The following is a 17,998-nucleotide window of genomic DNA, read 5'->3' on the forward strand; positions in this document are numbered from 1 at the left end:
ATCAGGGCTGGGCAGCAGGGATCCAAAAACTGCTCTGCAGCAGAGGCGGGCCTGTGGGGGATTCGCTTCCTCCTGCCGGTTCGAGGGTGATGAGGAGGCGGGTCGGCTGCTCAGAATGGAGGGGTTGACTGAGCCATTGCAGGGATCCTTCCCCGTTGACGGCAAAGGTGCCGGCGTTTTCCAGCAGTCGTCCCCCTCCCTGGATCTCCGACTCCAGCCACAGTTGATAGGTGCTCCCTGGGGGGGCGGGAGCCATCTCCGAGGCCAAGAGCAGCACCTGCTTGGCATGGGGCGACCAGAGGGCTTGCACCAACAGGGGAGTGCTGAAGCTGGGATCCCGCAGCAGGGTTCGCTGCACTTGCGGCTGTCGTTGCCACTCTTGATAGAGCTGTTGAAGCGCCGCTGACTCTCCCTCGATGGGGGATCCCCACTGCCAGCGCAGCCGCCAGTAGGCCGCTGTTATGGCCAGCGCGTAGATCCCCAATACCGCCAGGCTGCCCCAGAGAAGACGTTGCGGCCACAGGGGAGCCGAAGTTTGAATGGAGAGGGGGGCAGGTAGCCAAGCCCAACGCCGCAGCCGTTCCCTGGCTTGAAAGGCCGTCAACTCGTAGAGCCACAGGGCCACCGAGCGATCCCGCTGCAGGTCAAAGGCATCGGCGTGTTTCCAGCAGAACTCGAACACCTGCCGCACCACCTCTTCCGCCTGGTGAGGTTGCTTGAGAATGGCCAAGGCAATATCCAGCAGGCGCTTCCGATAGCGATCCTTGAGCAAAAAGTGGCTGCGGCGATCCCGCAGTTGGATCTGGCGCATTAACTGGAAATCGGTCAGCTCAGCCATACACCTTTGGGGCATCCGATGGGCCTATCCGGGCTGATTTTGGCTCAGCCGGTAGCACTAGGCTGGGGAACTTTCCAGAACTATACACTAGCCCTGGAGCCGGCTCCCTTGCGAGCTGACTTCACCTCTCATCCAAAGCTGGCTTGGATCCCCCCTCTCGACAAGATCCCCAGTTGCGGCAGCACGTCCCTGGCAGAAGTTGGGATCCCACCCCTCTCCGCGACCCTCAGGCGGCATCCTTCTCCACCACCTTCTCCACCTTTTCCGTGCCGGCAGGCTCGTCATCGCTGCCGGGGTTGTTCATCTCTTGTTTGAAACTCCGCAACGCTTTGCCAAAGGCACTGCCCAACTCGGGTAGCTTCTTGGGGCCAAACACGACCACCGCGATCACCCCAATCACGGCCAGCTCTGGCAGGCCCATGCCGAAGATGCTCACGGCCAAGATAGGTTCGCTCGGCAGCAGGATAGTCATAAGTCCCCAAACCCTGAAAGGTAGAACAGACGGATCAACCCAGATTCTAAGGGGTCAATCCGTCCCACTCTAACAAGTTCTTCTCCCATGCAGAAAGGGATCCTTTGGCAAGGACTTCTCCCAGCCTACCCCCGGCCTACTCAAGACATAGGATGGTGCTATCCCTTGCCCGATGTTTTTGTTCAGAACAAGCCATGCCTGTCTCCTACGATATTGTGGTCATTGGCGCCGGTGCAGCGGGTTTGGTGGTGGCCAGCGCTGCTGCCCAACTGAAGGCCAAGGTGCTGCTGGTGGAAGGCAGCGACCGCTTGGGCGGCGATTGCCTCTGGTATGGCTGTGTGCCCAGCAAAGCCCTTCTTCACGTGGCCCATACCGTCCATCGGATTCGCCAGGCCATGGCTGCCGGTTGGGTAACTCTCCCCGGCCCAGCAGGGATCGCGGTGGATTACCTCAAGGTGTACGAACACATTCGCTCTGCCCAGAGCTACATCGCCAACCACGCCGATTCGCCAGATCGCTTCCGCCAACTGGGGGTGGAGATGGTGTTTGCCAAGGGCCACTTTGTGGATGGGCGCACCTTTGAGGTGGCAGGACGGCAGGTACAGGCGCGGGCTTTTGTCATCGCCACCGGATCCCGTCCTTGGGTTCCCCCCTTGCCAGGCTTGGCCGAGGCGGGCTATCTGACCAACGAATCGATCTTTGACCTAACCCGTTTGCCCAAATCGGTGGCGGTGATTGGGGCGGGGCCGGTAGGCTGCGAGTTGAGCCAAGCTCTGGCCCGTCTGGGATCCGAGGTGACCCTCATTGCCAGCCGCGAGCGCATCTTGCCCAAGGAGGATCCCGAAGCCGCCCAGGTGGTGCAGCAACAGTTGGCCCAAGATGGGATCCGCATCCTCACCCGGGTACGCGCCACAGCAGTTGGCCAAGAGCAAGGGGCAAAGCTGCTTTCCCTAAAGGCCAATTCCGGGGCAGGCACCGCCGCTGCAGGTGATCAAGTGATCCGTGCAGAAGAGATTTTGGTGGCCGCCGGTCGGATCCCGAACGTGGAAGGGCTGGGTCTAGAAGCCGCCGGCGTGCAGTACACCCCCCAAGGGATCCAGGTGAATGCCAAGCTGCAAACCCGCAATCCCCGCATCTACGCCTGTGGGGATGTCATCGGCGGGCCGCAATTTACCCATGTGGCGGCCTACGAAGCGGCAGTGGCCTTGGTCAATGCCCTGTTTTTCCCCCTCAGCCAAGCGCGTTATCGTGTCATTCCTTGGGCCATCTTCACCGAGCCGGAGCTGGCCCGTGTGGGCCTCACCGAAAGCGAAGCCCGGCAGCAATACGGCAAGGATGTGGTGGTGCTCAAACAGGAGTTTGCCGATGTGGATCGGGCCCAGGCAGAAGCCGCCCCCCTGGGCTTTGCCAAGTTGATCTGTCGACGCAACGGCCAGATTTTGGGGGCGCACCTGGTGGGATCCCAGGCGGGAGAGCTGATTCATGAAGTGGTTTTGGCCATGAGCCGGCGGCTGCCCGTCTCTGCCCTGACCGGGATCCACATCTACCCCACCCGCTCGGAGGTGAACGCCAAGGCGGCCCTGCAGCACCGCAAGCAACAATTGGCCGCCAACCCCCGCCTGCAGAACTTCTTGCAGGGATTCTTTGCCTGGAGGCGAGCCTGGAGCTAAAGCGCAAACCGGAGGTCGGCCACCGCTAGACTGGAATCAGTCGTTTGCTGAGGGTTCCCGATGGGCTTTCTCCTGTCTGCCGAACAAGTGGGTCAGTTTGTTTCCAACCAATGGCAGGATCCCTATGCCGTTTTGGGCCCCCAGCAGATAGAAGAGGCCGGGAAATCCTTTGGGTTGGTGCGCGCCCTTGTGCCCAATGCTCGGCAGGTTTGGCTGGTGGAACGCGCCACTGGACAGGCTTACCCAATGCAGCCGCTGCACCCGGAAACGCTATTCGAGCTGCGCTTTGAGCCGGGAACCCCTCTGCCGGACTATTTTTTGCGGGCCCAACGGGTCTGGGATCCCCAAGGGGAACACTTGGAAGAATGGGAGGATCCCTACCGCTTTCCCTTGGAGAAGGTCAACCACATTGGCGAGCTGGATCGCTACTTGTTCAACGAGGGGAATCACCACCGCATCTACGACAAGCTGGGCGCTCATCCCATCACGGTGGACGGGGTGAAGGGGGTGCATTTCGCCGTCTGGGCTCCCAACGCCCGCAACGTCAGCGTTATCGGCGATTTTAACCACTGGGACGGGCGTCAACACCAGATGAAGCGGCTGGGCGAAAGCGGCATCTGGGCGGTATTCATCCCCGGCATAGGGCCAGGCGCCATCTACAAGTACGAGGTGAAAACTTCCTGGGGGGATATCTACGAAAAATCGGATCCCTATGGCTTTCAACAGGAGGTGCGCCCCAAAACCGGCTCCATCGTAGCCGACCTCAACACCTACACCTGGCACGACCAAGCCTGGCTGGAAAAACGCGCCGCCACCGATCCCCTGCGCTCGCCGATTTCGGTTTATGAGGTGCATCTGGGATCCTGGATGCACGCCTCGGCTGAAGATCCACCTGCCGAAGGGCAAAGTGTGCTGGTGGATCAAAAGCCCAACACTCGCTTCCTCACCTACCGCGAGCTGGCGGACAAATTGATCCCCTATGTGAAGGAGCTGGGCTTTACCCACATCGAGCTGTTGCCGGTGGCAGAACACCCCTTTGATGGCTCTTGGGGCTATCAAGTGATTGGCTACTATGCCGTAACATCCCGCTATGGATCCCCGCAAGACTTTATGTATTTTGTCGATCGGGCTCACCAGGCCGGGATCGGCGTGATTGTCGATTGGGTGCCTGGGCATTTCCCCAAAGATGGGCATGGGCTGGCTTTTTTCGACGGTACTCACCTGTACGAGTACGCCGACCCTCGCAAAGGCGAGCACAAAGGTTGGGGCACTTTGGTCTTTAATTATGGCCGCAACGAGGTGCGCAATTATCTGGTGGCCAATGCCCTTTTTTGGTTCGAGAAATACCACATCGATGGGATCCGGGTGGACGCGGTGGCCTCGATGCTTTATCTGGATTATGACCGCAAAGAGTGGATCCCCAATCCCTACGGCGGGCGGGAACACCTCGAAGCCATCGACTTTTTCCGGCAGCTCAATACCCTCATTTTCAAATACAACCCCGGTGCGCTTTCCATTGCCGAAGAATCTACTGCTTGGCCGATGGTAACTTGGCCAACCCATGTGGGTGGGCTGGGCTTCAACTTGAAGTGGAACATGGGTTGGATGCACGACATGTTGGATTATTTCCACATGGATCCCTGGTTCCGCCAGTTCCATCCCCATTTGGTCACCTTCAGCCTCATGTATGCCTTCAGCGAAAATTACATGCTGGCCTTTTCTCATGATGAGGTGGTGCATGGCAAGAGCCACATGTTGGGCAAAATGCCGGGGGATCATTGGCATAAGTTCGCCAGTCTGCGGGCTTTGTATGGCTACATGTTCACCCACCCTGGCAAGAAAACCTTGTTCATGAGCATGGAGTTTGGCCAGTGGAATGAGTGGAACGTTTGGGCAGATCTGGACTGGGGGCTGCTGCAGTATGAACCCCACGCCAAGTTGCGCCACTACGTGGCCAGCCTGAATCACCTGTTGCGCTCTGAGCCTGCCCTGTACACCCAAGACACCAAACCGGAGGGGTTCCGCTGGATTGACTGCAGCGACCATCGCGGCATTGTTTCCTTCATCCGCTATGGGGAGGATCCCAGTGAGTGGGTGGTGGTGGTTTGTAACTTCACGCCGGTGGTCTGGCCCCATTACCGCATCGGAGTGCCGGAGCGAGGCTTTTATCGAGAGCTGCTCAACAGCGATGCTGTGGAGTTTTGGGGCAGCGGGGTAGGCAATTTGGGGGGCAAGTGGACGGACGACTGGGCTTACCACAACTTGCCCTACTCCCTCGAGCTCTGCCTGCCGCAACTTTCTACCTTGGTGCTGAAATGGCAGCCGCCGCAGCCGGTCGAGTCCCAGAATTGACACCCTGCTGGCTTCCTTCCGCCGCCCTGGGAGGACGGGTCTGGAGACTTCGTTTTTTGGCCATTTGTAGTCCTTTCAAGCTGGATTGAGACAATCCCCAAGCGCTCCATACCGCTTCCGAGATCACCCCCAGTCCTCTTCCCAGAGGGAGAGGGGAGTTGGGAAGCAATGGGATGGAAATGTTTCATTTCGTTTCATTCTTATTTAAAATGACTGTGGGCGTGGGTGCAGTGTTCTAGTTTGAATCGAAATGACCATAAGGCAGACATAACTGAGTGCTACGGGCAGGTTTTTTCTGAGAGGATTTCAGCAATGGCCGCAGCCACCCGCTCTTGTTGACAGGTGGTCAACTCAGGAAAACACGGCAAAGACAACACCTGAGCCGCACATAGCTCGGCATTGGGCAGATCGCCCCGCCTGTAGCCCAGCCCTCGGTACACCGGCTGCAGCGGCAACGGCAGAGGATAGTAAACCCGACTGCCAATGCCCCGCTCCTTCAGACCCTGCTGCAAATCGTCCCGCCGCCGCGAATCCAACGGCTCAGAACCCACCACCCGCACCGTGTACTGGTGCCACACCGAGTTCCCCCCCACCCCCACCTGGGGCAACATCAAGCCCGGGATCCCTTGCAGCAAGCGGTGGTAACACTCCGCAATCCCCTGCCGCCGCCAGTTCCACTCCCGCAGATAAGGCAACTTCACCGAGAGAATCACCGCCTGCAGCGCATCCAAACGGCTGTTGAGACCCAAATGCTCGTGGTGGTACGGACGGGTCTGCCCATGCTCCCTGAGAGCCCGCACCCGCCTGGCCAGTTGGGGATCCCGCGTCACCACCGCCCCCCCATCCCCAGCCGCACCCAGATTCTTGGTGGGAAAAAAACTGAAGCAGCCCACCTCCCCCCAAGTGCCCACCGGCCTGCCCCCCCAGCAGGCCCCCACCGCCTGGGCACAATCTTCCACCACCGCCAAGCCGTGCCGCCGGGCAATAGCCAGAATCTGGGTCATGTTGGCCGCCTGCCCAAACAAATGCACCACCACCACCGCCTTGGTGCGGCAGGAGATGCTCCTTTCCAGCAGCTGCGGATCCAGGTTAAAGGTGCACGGATCCACATCCACAAACACCGGCCGCGCCCCCACCCGGCTGATGGCGGCAGCCGAGGCAAAAAAACTGAAGGCGCTGGTGAGCACCTCATCCCCCGCCTGGATGCCCAAAGCCTGCAAAGCCAACACCAAGGCATCGGTGCCGGAATTGCAGCCGACGGCCTCCAAAGAGCCACCCCCCAAAAACTGGGCAAACTGCTCCTCAAAGCGCTGCACCGCCGCCCCGCCGATGTACTGGCCAGAGGCCAGCAGCGCTTCCAGCTGCGGCTGCAACAGCCCGGCCAAAGCCCGGTACTGCCCCGTCAAATCCAACAGCGGAATCGGCTCCTCCGTCATGGTGCTGCCTTTGCAGAAGGTGGCGGCCACAGCCCATCATCGCGGATGAGAGCCTGTGTACACAACGCTCTGGCCCAGAAGGGTTCTGGGGTTTGTCTTCCGCGGGTCGAGCTGGCCCTGAATCTATCCACCCAATCTGAGATAGAGTAAGCGGGGATCCCCTAGGCTGGATACAGCTTTCTACAGGATGCTTTATGCAGGTGGCTTCTCGAGCAGTTGGCGGCACAGCCCCTTTGGCACCTCGGATTCTGGCTCTGGTGCCGGGCGGGATTGGTGACCAGATTTTGTTTTTTCCCACCTTGGCCAGTTTGCGGCAGCGCTTCCCGGAGGCGGAGCTGGAGGTGCTGGTGGAGCCGCGGGCAGCAGGGGCTTATGAGGTTTGCCCTTCGGTGAGCCGGGTGCTGACTTTTCCTTTCAAGGAGCGGCTGTCGTTGGGGGATCTCAGCGACCTGCTGGGGCGGATTCGCGAGCGGCAGTACGACGCGGTGCTGAGCCTGGGCAGGGGGCTGGGGGTGAAGCTGCTGCTGTGGCTGACGGGGATTCCCAAGCGGGTGGGCTATGCGCCGCCGGGGCCGGGTTGGCCGTGGCTGACCGACCCGGTGCCCTGGAAGGGGGCCCAGTATGCGGCCCAGATGTACCACGACCTGGTGCAGGGGTTTGGCCTAGCTCCAGCGGCGGTTCGGCCTCAGATTCGGCTGAAAAAAGCGGACTTGGAGTGGGCGGCGCAGGAGCGGCGGCGGCTGTTGGGGGAGGGGGTGCAGGAGTATGTGCTGCTGCATCCGGGGGCCAGCCAACTGTCGCAGCAGAAGGGGGTGCGCAAGCTGTATCCGGCCAGTCAGTGGGGGAAGGTGGTCAGGGGGTTTCGGGAGAAGCGGCCGGAGCTGCCGTTGGTGCTGGTGGTGGGGCCGGAGGATGAGCAGGTGGCGGATGAGCTGATGGCGCAGTTGCCGGGGGTGCCGGTGAGCCGACCGGCGGGGGTGGGGCAACTGGCGGCTTTGATTGGGGGGGCGACGCTGCTGTTGTGTGTGGACAGTGCTCCTATGCATTTGGCGGTGGCTACCCAGACGCCGCTGGTGGCGTTGTTTGGGCCTACGGAGCCGGCGCGGGTGTTGCCGGGGGAGGGGCCGTTTCGGGCGGTTCGGGGGGCGGGTGGGGAGGTGGAGTCGATTGCTCCTGAGGAGGTTTTGCAGGTTTTGTTTCCGGGTTAGGGATGCGGACGAAGGGACTTGAACCCTTACGCCTTGCGGCACTAGATCCTAAGTCTAGCGCGTCTGCCGTTCCGCCACGTCCGCAAAACCTGCATGACCCAACTGGTTACCTGCGCCAGCATTCCAGTTGGAGCCCGCCCACCTATGCTAACCCAAGCCGGCTCTGGCTAACCCGGCAGCTGGGCAACAGCAACCTTCAGATCATCTGTGGCGTCCAGAACCACCCAACCTTGCCCCACCGCCCGCTTCCACAGCTCAAAGTGGAGGTGCGGCCCAGTTACCGCTCCGGTCGCCCCCACATAGCCGATGACGGATCCCCGCTCTACCACTTCCCCCGGTGTTACAGCAACTTCGGACATGTGGCCATAGCGAGTGCGCCGACCGCCGGCATGCTCCAGCACAACGGTGATCCCTAGACCCCCCAGGGATCCCGAAGTGACCACCTTGCCGCTTAAAGAGGCCAAGATCGGCGTGCCCATGCTGGCCCCCAAATCCACCCCGGCATGAAACTCCGGCTCTCCGCGGATGGGGTGAATTCGCATGCCAAATCCAGAAGTAATCGGCACCGGGTGAGGTAAGGGATAGAGCAGTCGTTCGTCACCTGCCGCCAGTTCAGGCAACCTTGGCGTTTGCGGTTCAGGAGCTTGGGGCTGGCTGGGATCCTCGATGCGAATCTCTTGGCCGGGGGCGAGAATGATGCGGCGACCGGAGCTGCGTTCCATCAGCACCACCGGCACCCCACCTTCAGGCTGAGCATGGGGAACCAGGTCATGGTTCTTCTGGGGCTCAATCACGATCTCGCGGCCTACTACCGTCTCTGGGCGGGTTTCTGCCTCAAGGGTCGCAGGGCTGCCCTCTCCCAGGGGAATGGCTCCATCCAGCAGCAGGGCTGCTGCCCCAGGCGTGTCTAGGGCCGGTTCCACCATGGGCGGCGGGGGCAGAGGGGTTGGTTGGGTCTGGGCCAGCAGAGCAGTGGGATAAAACCAGAGCAGAGCCAGCCCTATCTTCAGCCAAAAGCGCAGCCGCCGAGCTTGGGGGGAGAAAAGGCGTGCCGCTATAACCCAAAGTTTCATCACCGAGTTCAACGCAGGCCACATGAGAAAAAACACTGGAAAAACTACGGGCTGCCGCCCGCCGGAATGGAATAGCTCAAGCGAACTTGATCGGGTGTAAGCGTCAGAATGGATGGCTGCTGTTGCCAATGTCGCTCCCCCCGTGTTTGTACTCGCATCCTCCCATCCTCGGCAAGGCCCAAGATCGTGGGGCTTGTTTCCGGCCATTGAAATTGAATTTGTGGCCTAACCATCCAGGCTTCGTACTCCGAGCGAACGGAGGCAAATCCCCCTTGCAACCAGACGTGGAATCCCTGCTCCATCCCCTGCAGAACCCAGCCGGCAATCTCGGTGCGGTCGAGTGAGCGGTGCAGAGGGGATCCCAAAATTTGGGCTAAGGTGATTGCCCCAACGGGAACGGGGTTGTTGACATTCACCCCCACACCGGCCACCAACCCCAGCAGTTGCCCGCCCCCCCCAAAGCGGCTTTGTACCAGGATCCCCCCCAGCTTGAGCAGAGAATCCGGGCGCTGCTCGTCCACCACCACCAAATCGTTGGGCCATTTCAGCCGCAGCGGGATCCCAAGGTTTTGCCGTAAGCAGCCCGCAATGCCCCAGCCCAAGGTCAGGGTCAGTTCCAGCAGCGAGTGATGCAAGGGCGGGGATCCCAGCCAAACGGACAGGTATAGTCCCCCCGGCTCCGAGTGCCACACCCGCCCATGTTGACCTTGCCCAGCTCGTTGGCGGGTGCTGACCAAAACTGTGCCCACTGGCAGCGGCTGTGGGAACCGACGGCCCCAGTCCAAGAGCAGCCGATTGGTGGAATCGGTCACCGCCACTTGCAGCAGATGGCGGCCCCACCGGCCCGCCTGGGATCCCAGCCGCGAGGGAGAAAGCATCTCTACCCGGGATTAGCTCAACACAATGTCTTCCGCCGGACGCTGGGCCAGCCGCTTGAGGTTTTGGTAGCGCAACATGTCCAGCAGATCATTGCCCGAGCGCCCCTCCAGACGGGCCTCCACATGCAGCGCCTGCCCTAGGGCCTCCACCGCCTGCAGCCGCGGGATCCCGCGCAACACCAGGCGATCCACCGCATAGGCGTCAGCAGCCAACAGACGACGGTCATTGGTTTGGTCGCGGCGCAACTGCCAGAGGGCCAAGCCACTCAAACCACCCGAAACGGTTGCTCCCACGGGATCCTGTTGTACGGCCTCGAAGATCAAGCTCAACCCCCCCAGAGCTGCTATGGCCAGGTAAAAGTCGATCTGCCGCGACACCGCCCGACTGTAGTAGCCCACCTTGTGCAGGAACAGCCCCGCCCGCTGCAGGGGGGTAAATTGCCGCCACTCGTAGGGCTTGATGAACAGCCGCATCTGCCGTTCCCAGGGCATTTGCCGACGGCCTTTGATCACCACCGTTTGCCGTTCCGAGGCGGGCAAGATCTTCACACTCTCCCGCATACTGGCTGGCAGCAGATCCAACAGGCGCTCAATCTCCGCCTGATCCAGAACGTAGTTTTCGTAGTCGTAGTATTCCGAGTTCATGCTGGGCCTGCTCCTCAGCTTAGTCCCATCGCCTGACGCATCTCTCGCACCGCCCGATCCAGCCCCACCAGCACCGCTCGACTGATAATGCTGTGGCCGATGTTCAGCTCCTCCATGCCAGGGATCCGCGCCACTGGGCCGACATTCCAGTAGGTAAGACCATGTCCCGCATTCACCCGCAAGCCCAGCTGAAGAGCCTGTTGGCTGGCCTTTTCCAGGTGGTCAAGTTCCACCTGCCGCTGAGCTTCGGATGAGGCTTCTGCGTAGCGCCCCGTGTGGAGCTCCACCCAGCGGGCTCCCACTTGGGCAGCAGCGGCAATTTGGGTCGGATCTGGGTCGATAAACAAGCTGACGGGAATGCCGGATCCCTGCAGTTGGCCGACCACATCCCTGAGGCGCGACACCTGCCCCGCCACATCCAACCCACCTTCGGTGGTGATTTCCTCCCGCCGCTCAGGAACCAAAGTGACGTAGTCAGGCTTAATCTCCAGGGCAATCGCCACCATCTCCTCGGTGGCTGCCATCTCTAAGTTGAGGTGGGTGCGCACAGTTTGCCGCAACAGCCGCACATCCCGATCTTGAATGTGACGGCGATCCTCGCGCAAGTGCACCGTAATGCCATCTGCCCCCGCCAGCTCGGCAATCACCGCTGCCGCTACCGGATCCGGCTCCACCGTGCGGCGTGCCTGTCGAAGGGTGGCAATGTGGTCGATGTTAACTCCAAGACTTAACAAGGCTTTACTGCTTTGGGTGTAGAGGAGAATACCCCTAGTATTACATTATTCAATTTACGCCGGTCAGATGAGCCAGGATGCCATGGGCCTCAGGCCGCGAGGGTGTAGGCTTTACTCTATGATCAGGTAGCGACGTCTCGCCTGTGCGGGATCCACTCCGGGCTTGCCATGACTGATCCAGATGCCTCTCTGGCGGTGGGACAACACTCCATTGTTGACCGGGCGCGAGTGCCGGCTCTAATTGCCCAGTACTTGCCGGTGGAAATCTGCATTTACTACCAAGTCGTCCCCTTGGCCCTGGATACCGACAGCCTCATCTTGGGCATGGTGGATCCCCAGGATTTGGCGGCGTTGGACTATGTGAGCAAAATGCTGGCCTATTCCCAGATTTCCGTCCAGCCAATCCCTCTCACCGCTCAGCAGCAGCAGGATTTAATTGCCTACTACTTCAGCCATCCCCCCGACCCGGCAGAGGTGGAGCGGCTGCGCCTCCAGGCCCAAGCCAACCGGGTGACTCGGGAGGTTCCTGCTCCCGTGTCGGGGCCACCCACGCAGTTGAGGCCAACCCAGCCTCCGTCCGTCCCCGCCGACGAATCAGAAGAGACAGTACAGCAGTTGCTCAACTCGATGCTGCGGCGGGCTTTGGATGAGAAAGCCGAGCAAATTTTCGTGGAGCCTCAAGAGGGGCCTTCTTGTCGAGTGCGCTACCGCCAGCAGGGGATTTTGCGGGATCTGTTCAAAGATCTCTCCGAGTCCATACGAGCGAAGTTGATCACCGCCATGAAGCGGATGATGGCGCTGGATCCGGAGTTGATCGGGGAGCCGCAGCAGGCAGAGGTGGAGCGGATGTACCGGGGGGAGCCACTGGTGTTGCAGTTGCGCATCATACCGCAGCGCTCCAAAAGTGGCCAGACTGCCGCCTCTAGAGAAGGGGCCATCTTGAGCATCCTGCGAGGGGAAGCTCTCCAGAAATATCAACAAGGCCAGAATAACCTCCGCGTCTCTGAGACCCTAGCTTTGGCCCAACAGACCTATCAACTGCTGCAACAATTGCAAAGTGCTCTCAGCAACACAGTTGACAAGCTTAAGCAGTACCCCAGTCCGCCGCGGAGCGACTGGCCCCTGATGACGGAGGTGTTGGCAGCTATTCAAGCCCAAGCCCAGATGATCGCCATCCACCAGCAGGACTGGGAAAAACTCAATTCCGGCAGTTGACCCCCCAAAACCAGCCCCGAGCAACATCCCTTCAACGGGATCCCTCCCGCAGCAGCACCAAAATCACTCCGGCAATGATGCTGATGGTGGCACCGGCAATCAGGCTGGTGGCTAGACGTTCCAGCCGTTCCCCGATGGTTTGTGAGGTGTCGAACTTAAAAGTGAGCTTTTCGACATCGCTCGAGAGCTTTTCGACATCGCCCGAGAGCTTTTCAATCCGCTCCGAGAGTTTTTCGCTATCCCCTGAGAGCCGATCGATCCGCCTCAAAACTTCCTCTTGTTGTTGGGTGAGACGAGCTATTGCTTGGCTATTGGCCTCGACCAGGCGCTCGACCCGCTCTAGGCGCTCTTCCGTTGAAATCGTCATGGAGGCTGACAGTTGCGAGTACGGTACACCAGGATACCAATCCTATGCTATTGCCGACTATTCGTCTCTCCGGCAGGGGTTTAATGGGAGGGCCTCCCATTCTGCTGCCCTGGATTGGGTGCGGTAATCTTGAGATCGTGAAGTCTTGTTCGTTAGCTTCCATGCCGTCAAAAGATCCAACTCCTCTGCCCAAGCCCCAGTCGCCATCAGGGGAAACCCCTGCCAGCTCGGGATCCCGCAGCTGGTGGCAGGCGCAACGGGAAAACCTTCTGACGGTGGTGCTGGCTCTGTTGCTGGCCTTCGGCATTCGCACCTTTGTGGCAGAGGCGCGTTGGATCCCCTCCGATTCGATGCTGCCCACTCTGGAAGAAGGGGATCGGCTGGTGGTGGAAAAGGTCAGCTACCGCTTTGGTTCGCCCAGACGAGGCGATATTATTGTTTTCAACCCTCCCGCCAAACTGAACTTCGACGGGGCCTACATCAAGCGGGTGATCGGCCTGCCGGGAGATCGCATTCGCATCGCCAACGGTGAGGTCATCATCAACGGGATCCCGCTGCGGGAAGACTACATCTATGCCCCCCCCGACTATTCTTGCCCTGGCGAGCGCTGTCCTGGAGTTCCCAATCAGGGATCCGAATTCGTGGTTCCTCCCCGCTCCTATTTTGTGATGGGGGATAACCGCAACGACAGCCAAGACTCCCATGTGTGGGGTTTCTTGCCGGAAGAAAACATCATCGGCAACACCATTTTTCGCTTTTGGCCCCCAAATCGCCTACACTTTTTCGCCCCGCCAGAATATCCTGAGCTTCTTCCAGAGGCCCAAGTGTTGGGCAACACAGCCCGGTAGAAAGCCAGCTTGACCCTGTCGGGACTGCTCAGTGCAGCCGCTCCAGCACATAGTCCACCATCTGAAACAAAGCACGACGCGCCGCAGAGTCCGGCAGGCTATACAGCGCTTCGGCAGCCCGCTGGGCGTAGTCGCGGGCCAACTGACGAGAGCGTGGGATCCCTTCGCTTTGATACACCCACTCCAGGGCCTGCTTCAGGTCTTGCGGGTTGGACAGCTCCCTGAGAATGAGCTCTCGCATCTGGGGAAATTCCTCTAGGGCAAACAGAACGGGCGCAGTGAGGTTGCCCTGGATGAGGTCGGATCCCACAGGCTTGCCAAGCGTCTCTGCCGAAGCGGTGAAATCCAGCAGATCGTCGACAATCTGAAAAGCAATGCCCAGATCCCGCCCAAAATCGAACAGGCGATCCGCCACTTCCTCGCTAACCCCGCTCAGCAGGCCAGCAGCCTTGGAACTGCCGGACATGAGGGAGGCCGTTTTGTAGAAGCTCTTGGCCAGGTAGTCTTCCATCGACACATCCGGGTCGAAGCGGGTGAGGCTCTGGCGCACCTCTCCCTCCGGCAAATCCATGATTACTTTGGAAAGGAGCTTCACTACCTCCAGGTTGTCCAGATTGGCCAAGTACCAAGCAGCTTGGCCGAAGAGGTAATCCCCCGCCAGCACGGCTATCCGATTGTCGAAGAGGGTATTCACCGTATCGATGCCCCGTCGCACGTCGGCAGCGTCGATGACATCGTCGTGAACCAAGCTGGCCGTGTGGATCATCTCAGTAATCTCTGCCAAGCGCCAATGCCGTGGGGTAATCTCTCCATCTGGGGTGGTGGCACGGGCAATGAGGAGCACGATGGCTGGCCGGATCCCTTTCCCTCCCGCCGAAAACAGATGTTCGGCAGCCATGGCCAGAATGGGGTGCTTGGCACTCACCAACCGCGTCAGGTTCTGGCGTAAACGCTCCAGATCCGCTTCTACAGGGCCAAAGGGGGAGAGCACAGAGGTCATGGAGCCAAAGTATGAGAGGTTTTACAAAATTTCACATCTTTTCCTATTGTAGAGTACCCCATCGTTCCCGGGGAAAACCAGGCAGTATCATGCAAGCAGTCTTTTGCCCTTCTCATGTCGGATCCCGTCCCCCCACTTCGATCTCATTCCGTTCCACCGCTCCCTTCAGAACCCGATTGGGAGGAGGAGTGGGAGCTGGCGCTGGAAAAGCCGCCGCTGTCTGGGCGGGCCCAGCCTCACCATCATGATCCCCAGTCTCGGCGCAAGTTGATCAACCGCTTGGCTCGCATCGAAGGGCATGTGCACGGGATCCGCTCCATGATCGAGCAGGATCAGCCCTGTCCAGATGTGCTGCTGCAAATTGCCGCCGTCAAGGGAGCGCTGGATCGGGTGGCGCGGCTGATTTTGGACGATCACATTCGCCACTGCATCCGCCATGCCATCGAGACCGGCAATATCGAAGTGGAGCTGGAGGAGTTGCAGCGGGCTCTGGATCGCTTTATCAGCTAAGTCTCGATGGCCAGATTTAACTTGATGAAAGTCTCCCCTTGCTTGGCTCAGGGGAACGCCAAACTGGGCTGTCAATATCTGCAGCGGGGGCTGGCCGTTGTGATGCTATCTAGTACCCCAGGTCATTCAGAAGGTTGGGGGGAGGGCTGGGCATAGCGCTCCAGCAGGGATGCGCTTTTGAGTTGCCACTGCAGTCCCATGAAGGCCCAGTCGATAAACTCGTTGATCTCCTCAGCGCTGAACTGCATGGCTTTGCCGATCTGGAAAATAAGCTCCTCTTCCTTTTCCACCAACTGGCTGTTCACCACCGCCATCGCCGCCAGATCCCGCAGGATCAAGGCCCCCGCCGCGTTGCGCATGGGCGGGATCCCACTGATATCCAAAGGCGCACCTGTTTCATCCGCCAGATAGGTCTGGGCCAGTGGCGCTTCGATGCCTACCCCTTCTGCGATTTGCATGAAGAAAGAGGTTTCTTCTTCGTCCAACTGGCCATCCACTCGGGCCACCGCGATCAGGGCCTTGAGGTAGAGCTGGCGCTGCTCGTCTGTCAAATCGGCGTAGTTGATCATGGGAGTTGCTGCTGAGTGTAGGGTTTTCTCTTCAACTCTGCCATGAAGGTTGCCTTCCAAACCGGGGTCGGACATTTTTCAGTCAAGTTCCAGTCAAGCAGAAAATCGCTTAAAATAAAAGGCCTGTGTCTACCGGCCAAACGCCAAAGGCTCGGAGCGAGGCTCTGGAGCTCCAGCAGGCTTGGCGGGTCTAGGCGAACTCTTTTTTGGATTTTTTGGATCTTTACAGCTTGCGGAGCGTCCCCCAAGGAGTGGATACCCCATGGTCAAATTGCGGCTCAAGCGCTACGGAAAAAAGCGGCAACCCAGCTATCGCATCATCGCCATTGAAAGTAAAAGCCGCCGTGAAGCCCGTCCGCTAGAGGAACTGGGTTACTATAACCCGCGCACCAAGGAGACGGTTTTGCAAACGGCAGGCTTGCTGAAGTGGTTGCGTTGTGGCGCTCAGCCCACAGAGACCGTGGACAGTCTCCTCAAAAAGGCCGGCATCTACGAGATGTTGAAAGCAGGGGAAGGCGGAGTGGTTGCCTCGATTCGCATCCCGGCCATGGCCAAGCCTGAAGCTGGGATCCCTGAGGCGGCAGAAGAGGCCCCTGCAACAGAGTCCATGGCCGAAGCTGAAGTCGCCGATGTTCCCGAGTCTGAATTGAGCGAAGCTGCCACTGAGACAGCAGCAGAACTAAGTCCTCCAGAAGCTGAAGTTGAAAAGCCTCAGGTTGAGGAAGCGGTTGAGGCCTAGGGTCGGCTGCGCTTTCGGCTAAGCTTGGCTTGGCCAGTTGTTCCCTCCTGTCGTCTAGCTCTCTATGCCAGACTACAAGGCTCTCGCCCATCTTTTGATCGAACCGCTGCTCAGCAGCGCCTCTCTTCAAATGGATGTGGAAACCACCTGTGGCGGGCGAAAGGTTTGGCTGCGACTGGCCTTTGACCCGAAGGATCGCGGGCGGGTGTTCGGGCGAGGCGGGCGTACCTTGCAGGCGATTCGACAGGTGATGATGGCTGCAGCTCAGTTGGCGGGCCAATCTCTGTACATCGACATCTACGGAGAAGCGGGAGAGCGGGAATGAGCCAAATTCTCACCTTTCTGGGCAAGGGGGGCACAGGTCGGAGCACCTTGGCCGTGGCGGCAGCTCGGGCCGCAGCCCAGCAGGGGCGGCGGGTGCTGTTGGTGGGCCATCAGGCGGGGCCGGGGCTGGAAATGCTTTTGGGCGGGATCCCGCTTTCCGGCGAGCCGGTGACCATTGCTGCCAACTTGAGCGTGGTGCAGTTGCGGACAACCCAGCTGCTGGAGCAGTTCTGGACGGCGGCCAAAGAGCTGGAAGCCCGATACGTGCGCACCCCCTTTTTCCGGGAGATCTACGGCCAGGAACTGGGGGTGTTGCCGGGCATGGATCAGGCCCTGGCCCTGGAAGCTCTGCGCCGTTACGATGCCAGCGGCCAATACGACTGCATTCTCTACGACGGGCCAGGGGATCTGACCACCTTGCGGGCCTTTGGGATCCCGGAGGTGGCCAGTTGGTACTGGCGGCGAGCCTCCCAAGCTTTTTTGGGATCCGACTTGGCCAAAACCCTGCGACCCTTTGCCGAGCCCTTGTTGCGTTCGGTAAGCACCGTGGAATTTTCCTCCCTGGAGGATCTGCCAGAGCGGTTAGGGGGCATGACCAACCTTTTGGAGCAGGGACGACAGGCTATTGCCAATCCGCGCCGCGTGTTGGCCCACCTGGTGACCACCCCTGACCCGATGGCCGTGCAAACCGCCCGTTACCTTTGGGGGAGTGCTCAGATGGTGGGGCTGACGGTGGGTGGCCTCTGGGTTACCCCTCTGGCTCCGGGAGAGGTCTCGGCCGCCGATTTTTTCCCGCTGACACTACGAACACTCCCCCTGCGTCAGGGATCCGATTGGTCGGCTTTGGAAGCGGCAGTAGGAGGGATGTTCGCCGTGCCGGATGTGCCGCCGCCCGTGGCCATCGACGAGGGAGCCCGTACAGTCAAGCTGTTTATTCCCGGCTTCAGCAAGGCCCAAATCGAGCTGAGCCAGTCGGGCCCGGAGCTGACCATCACCGCCGGGGATCAGCGGCGCAATTTGTTCTTGCCCCCCAGCTTGGCGGGTCGGCAGGTGACCGGGGCCAAGTTTCAAGAACCCTTCCTGGTCATCAGCTTCGGCTAAAACGATCCCCAGTTGTTCC

General features: G+C 60.0%; 19 protein-coding genes and 1 tRNA gene. 9 read left to right on the top strand and 11 right to left on the bottom strand.

Features of this window, described 5'->3' with window-relative positions:
• Position 1: 1 nt before the first annotated feature.
• Complete coding sequence (locus ACVWXF_RS07950; protein WP_457474104.1) at positions 2–838, bottom strand: anti-sigma factor domain-containing protein; 837 nt, start codon at positions 836–838, stop codon at positions 2–4.
• 226 nt (positions 839–1,064) lie between these two features.
• A complete protein-coding gene (gene tatA / locus ACVWXF_RS07955) occupies positions 1,065–1,310 on the bottom strand; it encodes a twin-arginine translocase TatA/TatE family subunit (RefSeq protein WP_414409439.1) in 246 nt (81 codons plus the stop codon).
• 194 nt (positions 1,311–1,504) lie between these two features.
• Between tatA and ACVWXF_RS07960 the strand changes: the two genes are divergently transcribed.
• Positions 1,505–2,980: a dihydrolipoyl dehydrogenase family protein gene (locus ACVWXF_RS07960; protein ID WP_457474105.1), complete on the top strand. Its 1,476-nt coding sequence runs from the start codon at positions 1,505–1,507 to the stop codon at positions 2,978–2,980.
• Between the two features lie 60 nt (positions 2,981–3,040).
• On the top strand, positions 3,041–5,332 hold the full coding sequence (gene glgB / locus ACVWXF_RS07965; protein WP_457387655.1) for a 1,4-alpha-glucan branching protein GlgB: 2,292 nt from the start codon (positions 3,041–3,043) through the stop codon (positions 5,330–5,332).
• Positions 5,333–5,610: 278 nt separating this feature from the next.
• Here the strand turns inward: glgB and ACVWXF_RS07970 are convergent, their stop codons facing one another.
• Positions 5,611–6,768, bottom strand: a complete 1,158-nt coding sequence (locus ACVWXF_RS07970; RefSeq protein WP_414419826.1) for a DegT/DnrJ/EryC1/StrS family aminotransferase — start codon at positions 6,766–6,768, stop codon at positions 5,611–5,613.
• 194 nt (positions 6,769–6,962) lie between these two features.
• Here ACVWXF_RS07970 and ACVWXF_RS07975 point away from each other — a divergent pair, with 194 nt between their 5' ends.
• Positions 6,963–7,976 (top strand): glycosyltransferase family 9 protein, encoded by a 1,014-nt coding sequence (locus ACVWXF_RS07975; RefSeq protein WP_457474106.1) that lies wholly within the window; start codon positions 6,963–6,965, stop codon positions 7,974–7,976.
• 3 nt (positions 7,977–7,979) lie between these two features.
• Here ACVWXF_RS07975 and ACVWXF_RS07980 read toward each other — a convergent pair.
• The 5 genes from ACVWXF_RS07980 to ACVWXF_RS08000 form a co-directional block, all read right to left on the bottom strand.
• Positions 7,980–8,060: transfer RNA gene (locus ACVWXF_RS07980), tRNA-Leu, on the bottom strand.
• A gap of 83 nt (positions 8,061–8,143) precedes the next feature.
• Positions 8,144–9,049: a M23 family metallopeptidase gene (locus tag ACVWXF_RS07985; RefSeq protein WP_457474107.1), complete on the bottom strand. Its 906-nt coding sequence runs from the start codon at positions 9,047–9,049 to the stop codon at positions 8,144–8,146.
• A 44-nt stretch (positions 9,050–9,093) separates the two neighbouring features.
• Positions 9,094–9,927 carry a biotin--[acetyl-CoA-carboxylase] ligase gene (locus ACVWXF_RS07990; RefSeq protein ID WP_457474108.1) on the bottom strand — a complete coding sequence of 278 codons (834 nt, stop codon included), beginning with the start codon at positions 9,925–9,927 and terminating at the stop codon, positions 9,094–9,096.
• A gap of 12 nt (positions 9,928–9,939) precedes the next feature.
• The gene (locus ACVWXF_RS07995) at positions 9,940–10,572 is read right to left on the bottom strand and encodes a DUF3318 domain-containing protein (protein WP_457474109.1); all 633 of its coding nucleotides are present in this window, start codon (positions 10,570–10,572) and stop codon (positions 9,940–9,942) included.
• A 14-nt stretch (positions 10,573–10,586) separates the two neighbouring features.
• On the bottom strand, positions 10,587–11,306 hold the full coding sequence (locus ACVWXF_RS08000; RefSeq protein ID WP_414341700.1) for a pyridoxine 5'-phosphate synthase: 720 nt from the start codon (positions 11,304–11,306) through the stop codon (positions 10,587–10,589).
• 168 nt (positions 11,307–11,474) lie between these two features.
• Between ACVWXF_RS08000 and ACVWXF_RS08005 the strand changes: the two genes are divergently transcribed.
• Positions 11,475–12,521 carry an ATPase, T2SS/T4P/T4SS family gene (locus ACVWXF_RS08005; protein WP_414332177.1) on the top strand — a complete coding sequence of 349 codons (1,047 nt, stop codon included), beginning with the start codon at positions 11,475–11,477 and terminating at the stop codon, positions 12,519–12,521.
• Positions 12,522–12,552: 31 nt separating this feature from the next.
• Here ACVWXF_RS08005 and ACVWXF_RS08010 read toward each other — a convergent pair whose 3' ends face one another.
• Entirely contained in the window at positions 12,553–12,888 is a 336-nt protein-coding gene (locus ACVWXF_RS08010; protein WP_457474110.1) for a hypothetical protein, read from the bottom strand.
• A gap of 161 nt (positions 12,889–13,049) precedes the next feature.
• Between ACVWXF_RS08010 and lepB the strand changes: the two genes are divergently transcribed.
• Positions 13,050–13,736 carry a signal peptidase I gene (gene lepB / locus ACVWXF_RS08015; protein WP_041436160.1) on the top strand — a complete coding sequence of 229 codons (687 nt, stop codon included), beginning with the start codon at positions 13,050–13,052 and terminating at the stop codon, positions 13,734–13,736.
• Between the two features lie 28 nt (positions 13,737–13,764).
• Here lepB and sds read toward each other — a convergent pair whose 3' ends face one another.
• Complete coding sequence (sds, locus tag ACVWXF_RS08020) at positions 13,765–14,736, bottom strand: solanesyl diphosphate synthase (protein ID WP_041436149.1); 972 nt, start codon at positions 14,734–14,736, stop codon at positions 13,765–13,767.
• Positions 14,737–14,850: 114 nt separating this feature from the next.
• Between sds and ACVWXF_RS08025 the strand changes: the two genes are divergently transcribed.
• Positions 14,851–15,246 (top strand): metal-sensing transcriptional repressor, encoded by a 396-nt coding sequence (locus ACVWXF_RS08025; protein WP_457474111.1) that lies wholly within the window; start codon positions 14,851–14,853, stop codon positions 15,244–15,246.
• A 122-nt stretch (positions 15,247–15,368) separates the two neighbouring features.
• Here ACVWXF_RS08025 and ACVWXF_RS08030 read toward each other — a convergent pair whose 3' ends face one another.
• On the bottom strand, positions 15,369–15,815 hold the full coding sequence (locus ACVWXF_RS08030; RefSeq protein ID WP_011432104.1) for a TerB family tellurite resistance protein: 447 nt from the start codon (positions 15,813–15,815) through the stop codon (positions 15,369–15,371).
• 262 nt (positions 15,816–16,077) lie between these two features.
• Between ACVWXF_RS08030 and rpsP the strand changes: the two genes are divergently transcribed.
• From rpsP to ACVWXF_RS08045, 3 genes are all read left to right on the top strand, one after another.
• Positions 16,078–16,554, top strand: coding sequence for a 30S ribosomal protein S16 (gene rpsP / locus ACVWXF_RS08035; protein ID WP_457474112.1), 477 nt, complete (start codon positions 16,078–16,080; stop codon positions 16,552–16,554).
• 64 nt (positions 16,555–16,618) lie between these two features.
• A complete protein-coding gene (locus ACVWXF_RS08040; protein WP_414341712.1) occupies positions 16,619–16,879 on the top strand; it encodes a KH domain-containing protein in 261 nt (86 codons plus the stop codon).
• Positions 16,876–17,979, top strand: a complete 1,104-nt coding sequence (locus ACVWXF_RS08045) for a Get3/ArsA fold putative tail anchor-mediating ATPase NosAFP (protein WP_414383712.1) — start codon at positions 16,876–16,878, stop codon at positions 17,977–17,979. Before ACVWXF_RS08040 ends, ACVWXF_RS08045 begins: the two co-directional genes overlap by 4 nt.
• The last annotated feature ends 19 nt before the right edge of the window (positions 17,980–17,998 follow it).

The sequence above is a fragment of the Thermostichus sp. MS-CIW-40 genome (assembly GCF_054058315.1).

Coding starts and splice junctions, on each gene's coding strand:
- glgB (WP_457387655.1), top strand. CDS start 3,041: ATGGGCTTTCTCCTGTCTGCCGAACAAGTGGGTCAGTTTGTTTCCAAC.
- lepB (WP_041436160.1), top strand. CDS start 13,050: ATGCCGTCAAAAGATCCAACTCCTCTGCCCAAGCCCCAGTCGCCATCA.
- ACVWXF_RS08010 (WP_457474110.1), bottom strand. CDS start 12,888: ATGACGATTTCAACGGAAGAGCGCCTAGAGCGGGTCGAGCGCCTGGTC.
- sds (WP_041436149.1), bottom strand. CDS start 14,736: ATGACCTCTGTGCTCTCCCCCTTTGGCCCTGTAGAAGCGGATCTGGAG.
- tatA (WP_414409439.1), bottom strand. CDS start 1,310: ATGACTATCCTGCTGCCGAGCGAACCTATCTTGGCCGTGAGCATCTTC.
- ACVWXF_RS07960 (WP_457474105.1), top strand. CDS start 1,505: ATGCCTGTCTCCTACGATATTGTGGTCATTGGCGCCGGTGCAGCGGGT.
- ACVWXF_RS07990 (WP_457474108.1), bottom strand. CDS start 9,927: ATGCTTTCTCCCTCGCGGCTGGGATCCCAGGCGGGCCGGTGGGGCCGC.
- ACVWXF_RS08005 (WP_414332177.1), top strand. CDS start 11,475: ATGACTGATCCAGATGCCTCTCTGGCGGTGGGACAACACTCCATTGTT.
- ACVWXF_RS08030 (WP_011432104.1), bottom strand. CDS start 15,815: ATGATCAACTACGCCGATTTGACAGACGAGCAGCGCCAGCTCTACCTC.
- ACVWXF_RS08040 (WP_414341712.1), top strand. CDS start 16,619: ATGCCAGACTACAAGGCTCTCGCCCATCTTTTGATCGAACCGCTGCTC.
- ACVWXF_RS07975 (WP_457474106.1), top strand. CDS start 6,963: ATGCAGGTGGCTTCTCGAGCAGTTGGCGGCACAGCCCCTTTGGCACCT.
- rpsP (WP_457474112.1), top strand. CDS start 16,078: ATGGTCAAATTGCGGCTCAAGCGCTACGGAAAAAAGCGGCAACCCAGC.
- ACVWXF_RS07985 (WP_457474107.1), bottom strand. CDS start 9,049: ATGAAACTTTGGGTTATAGCGGCACGCCTTTTCTCCCCCCAAGCTCGG.
- ACVWXF_RS07950 (WP_457474104.1), bottom strand. CDS start 838: ATGGCTGAGCTGACCGATTTCCAGTTAATGCGCCAGATCCAACTGCGG.
- ACVWXF_RS08025 (WP_457474111.1), top strand. CDS start 14,851: ATGTCGGATCCCGTCCCCCCACTTCGATCTCATTCCGTTCCACCGCTC.
- ACVWXF_RS07970 (WP_414419826.1), bottom strand. CDS start 6,768: ATGACGGAGGAGCCGATTCCGCTGTTGGATTTGACGGGGCAGTACCGG.
- ACVWXF_RS07995 (WP_457474109.1), bottom strand. CDS start 10,572: ATGAACTCGGAATACTACGACTACGAAAACTACGTTCTGGATCAGGCG.
- ACVWXF_RS08045 (WP_414383712.1), top strand. CDS start 16,876: ATGAGCCAAATTCTCACCTTTCTGGGCAAGGGGGGCACAGGTCGGAGC.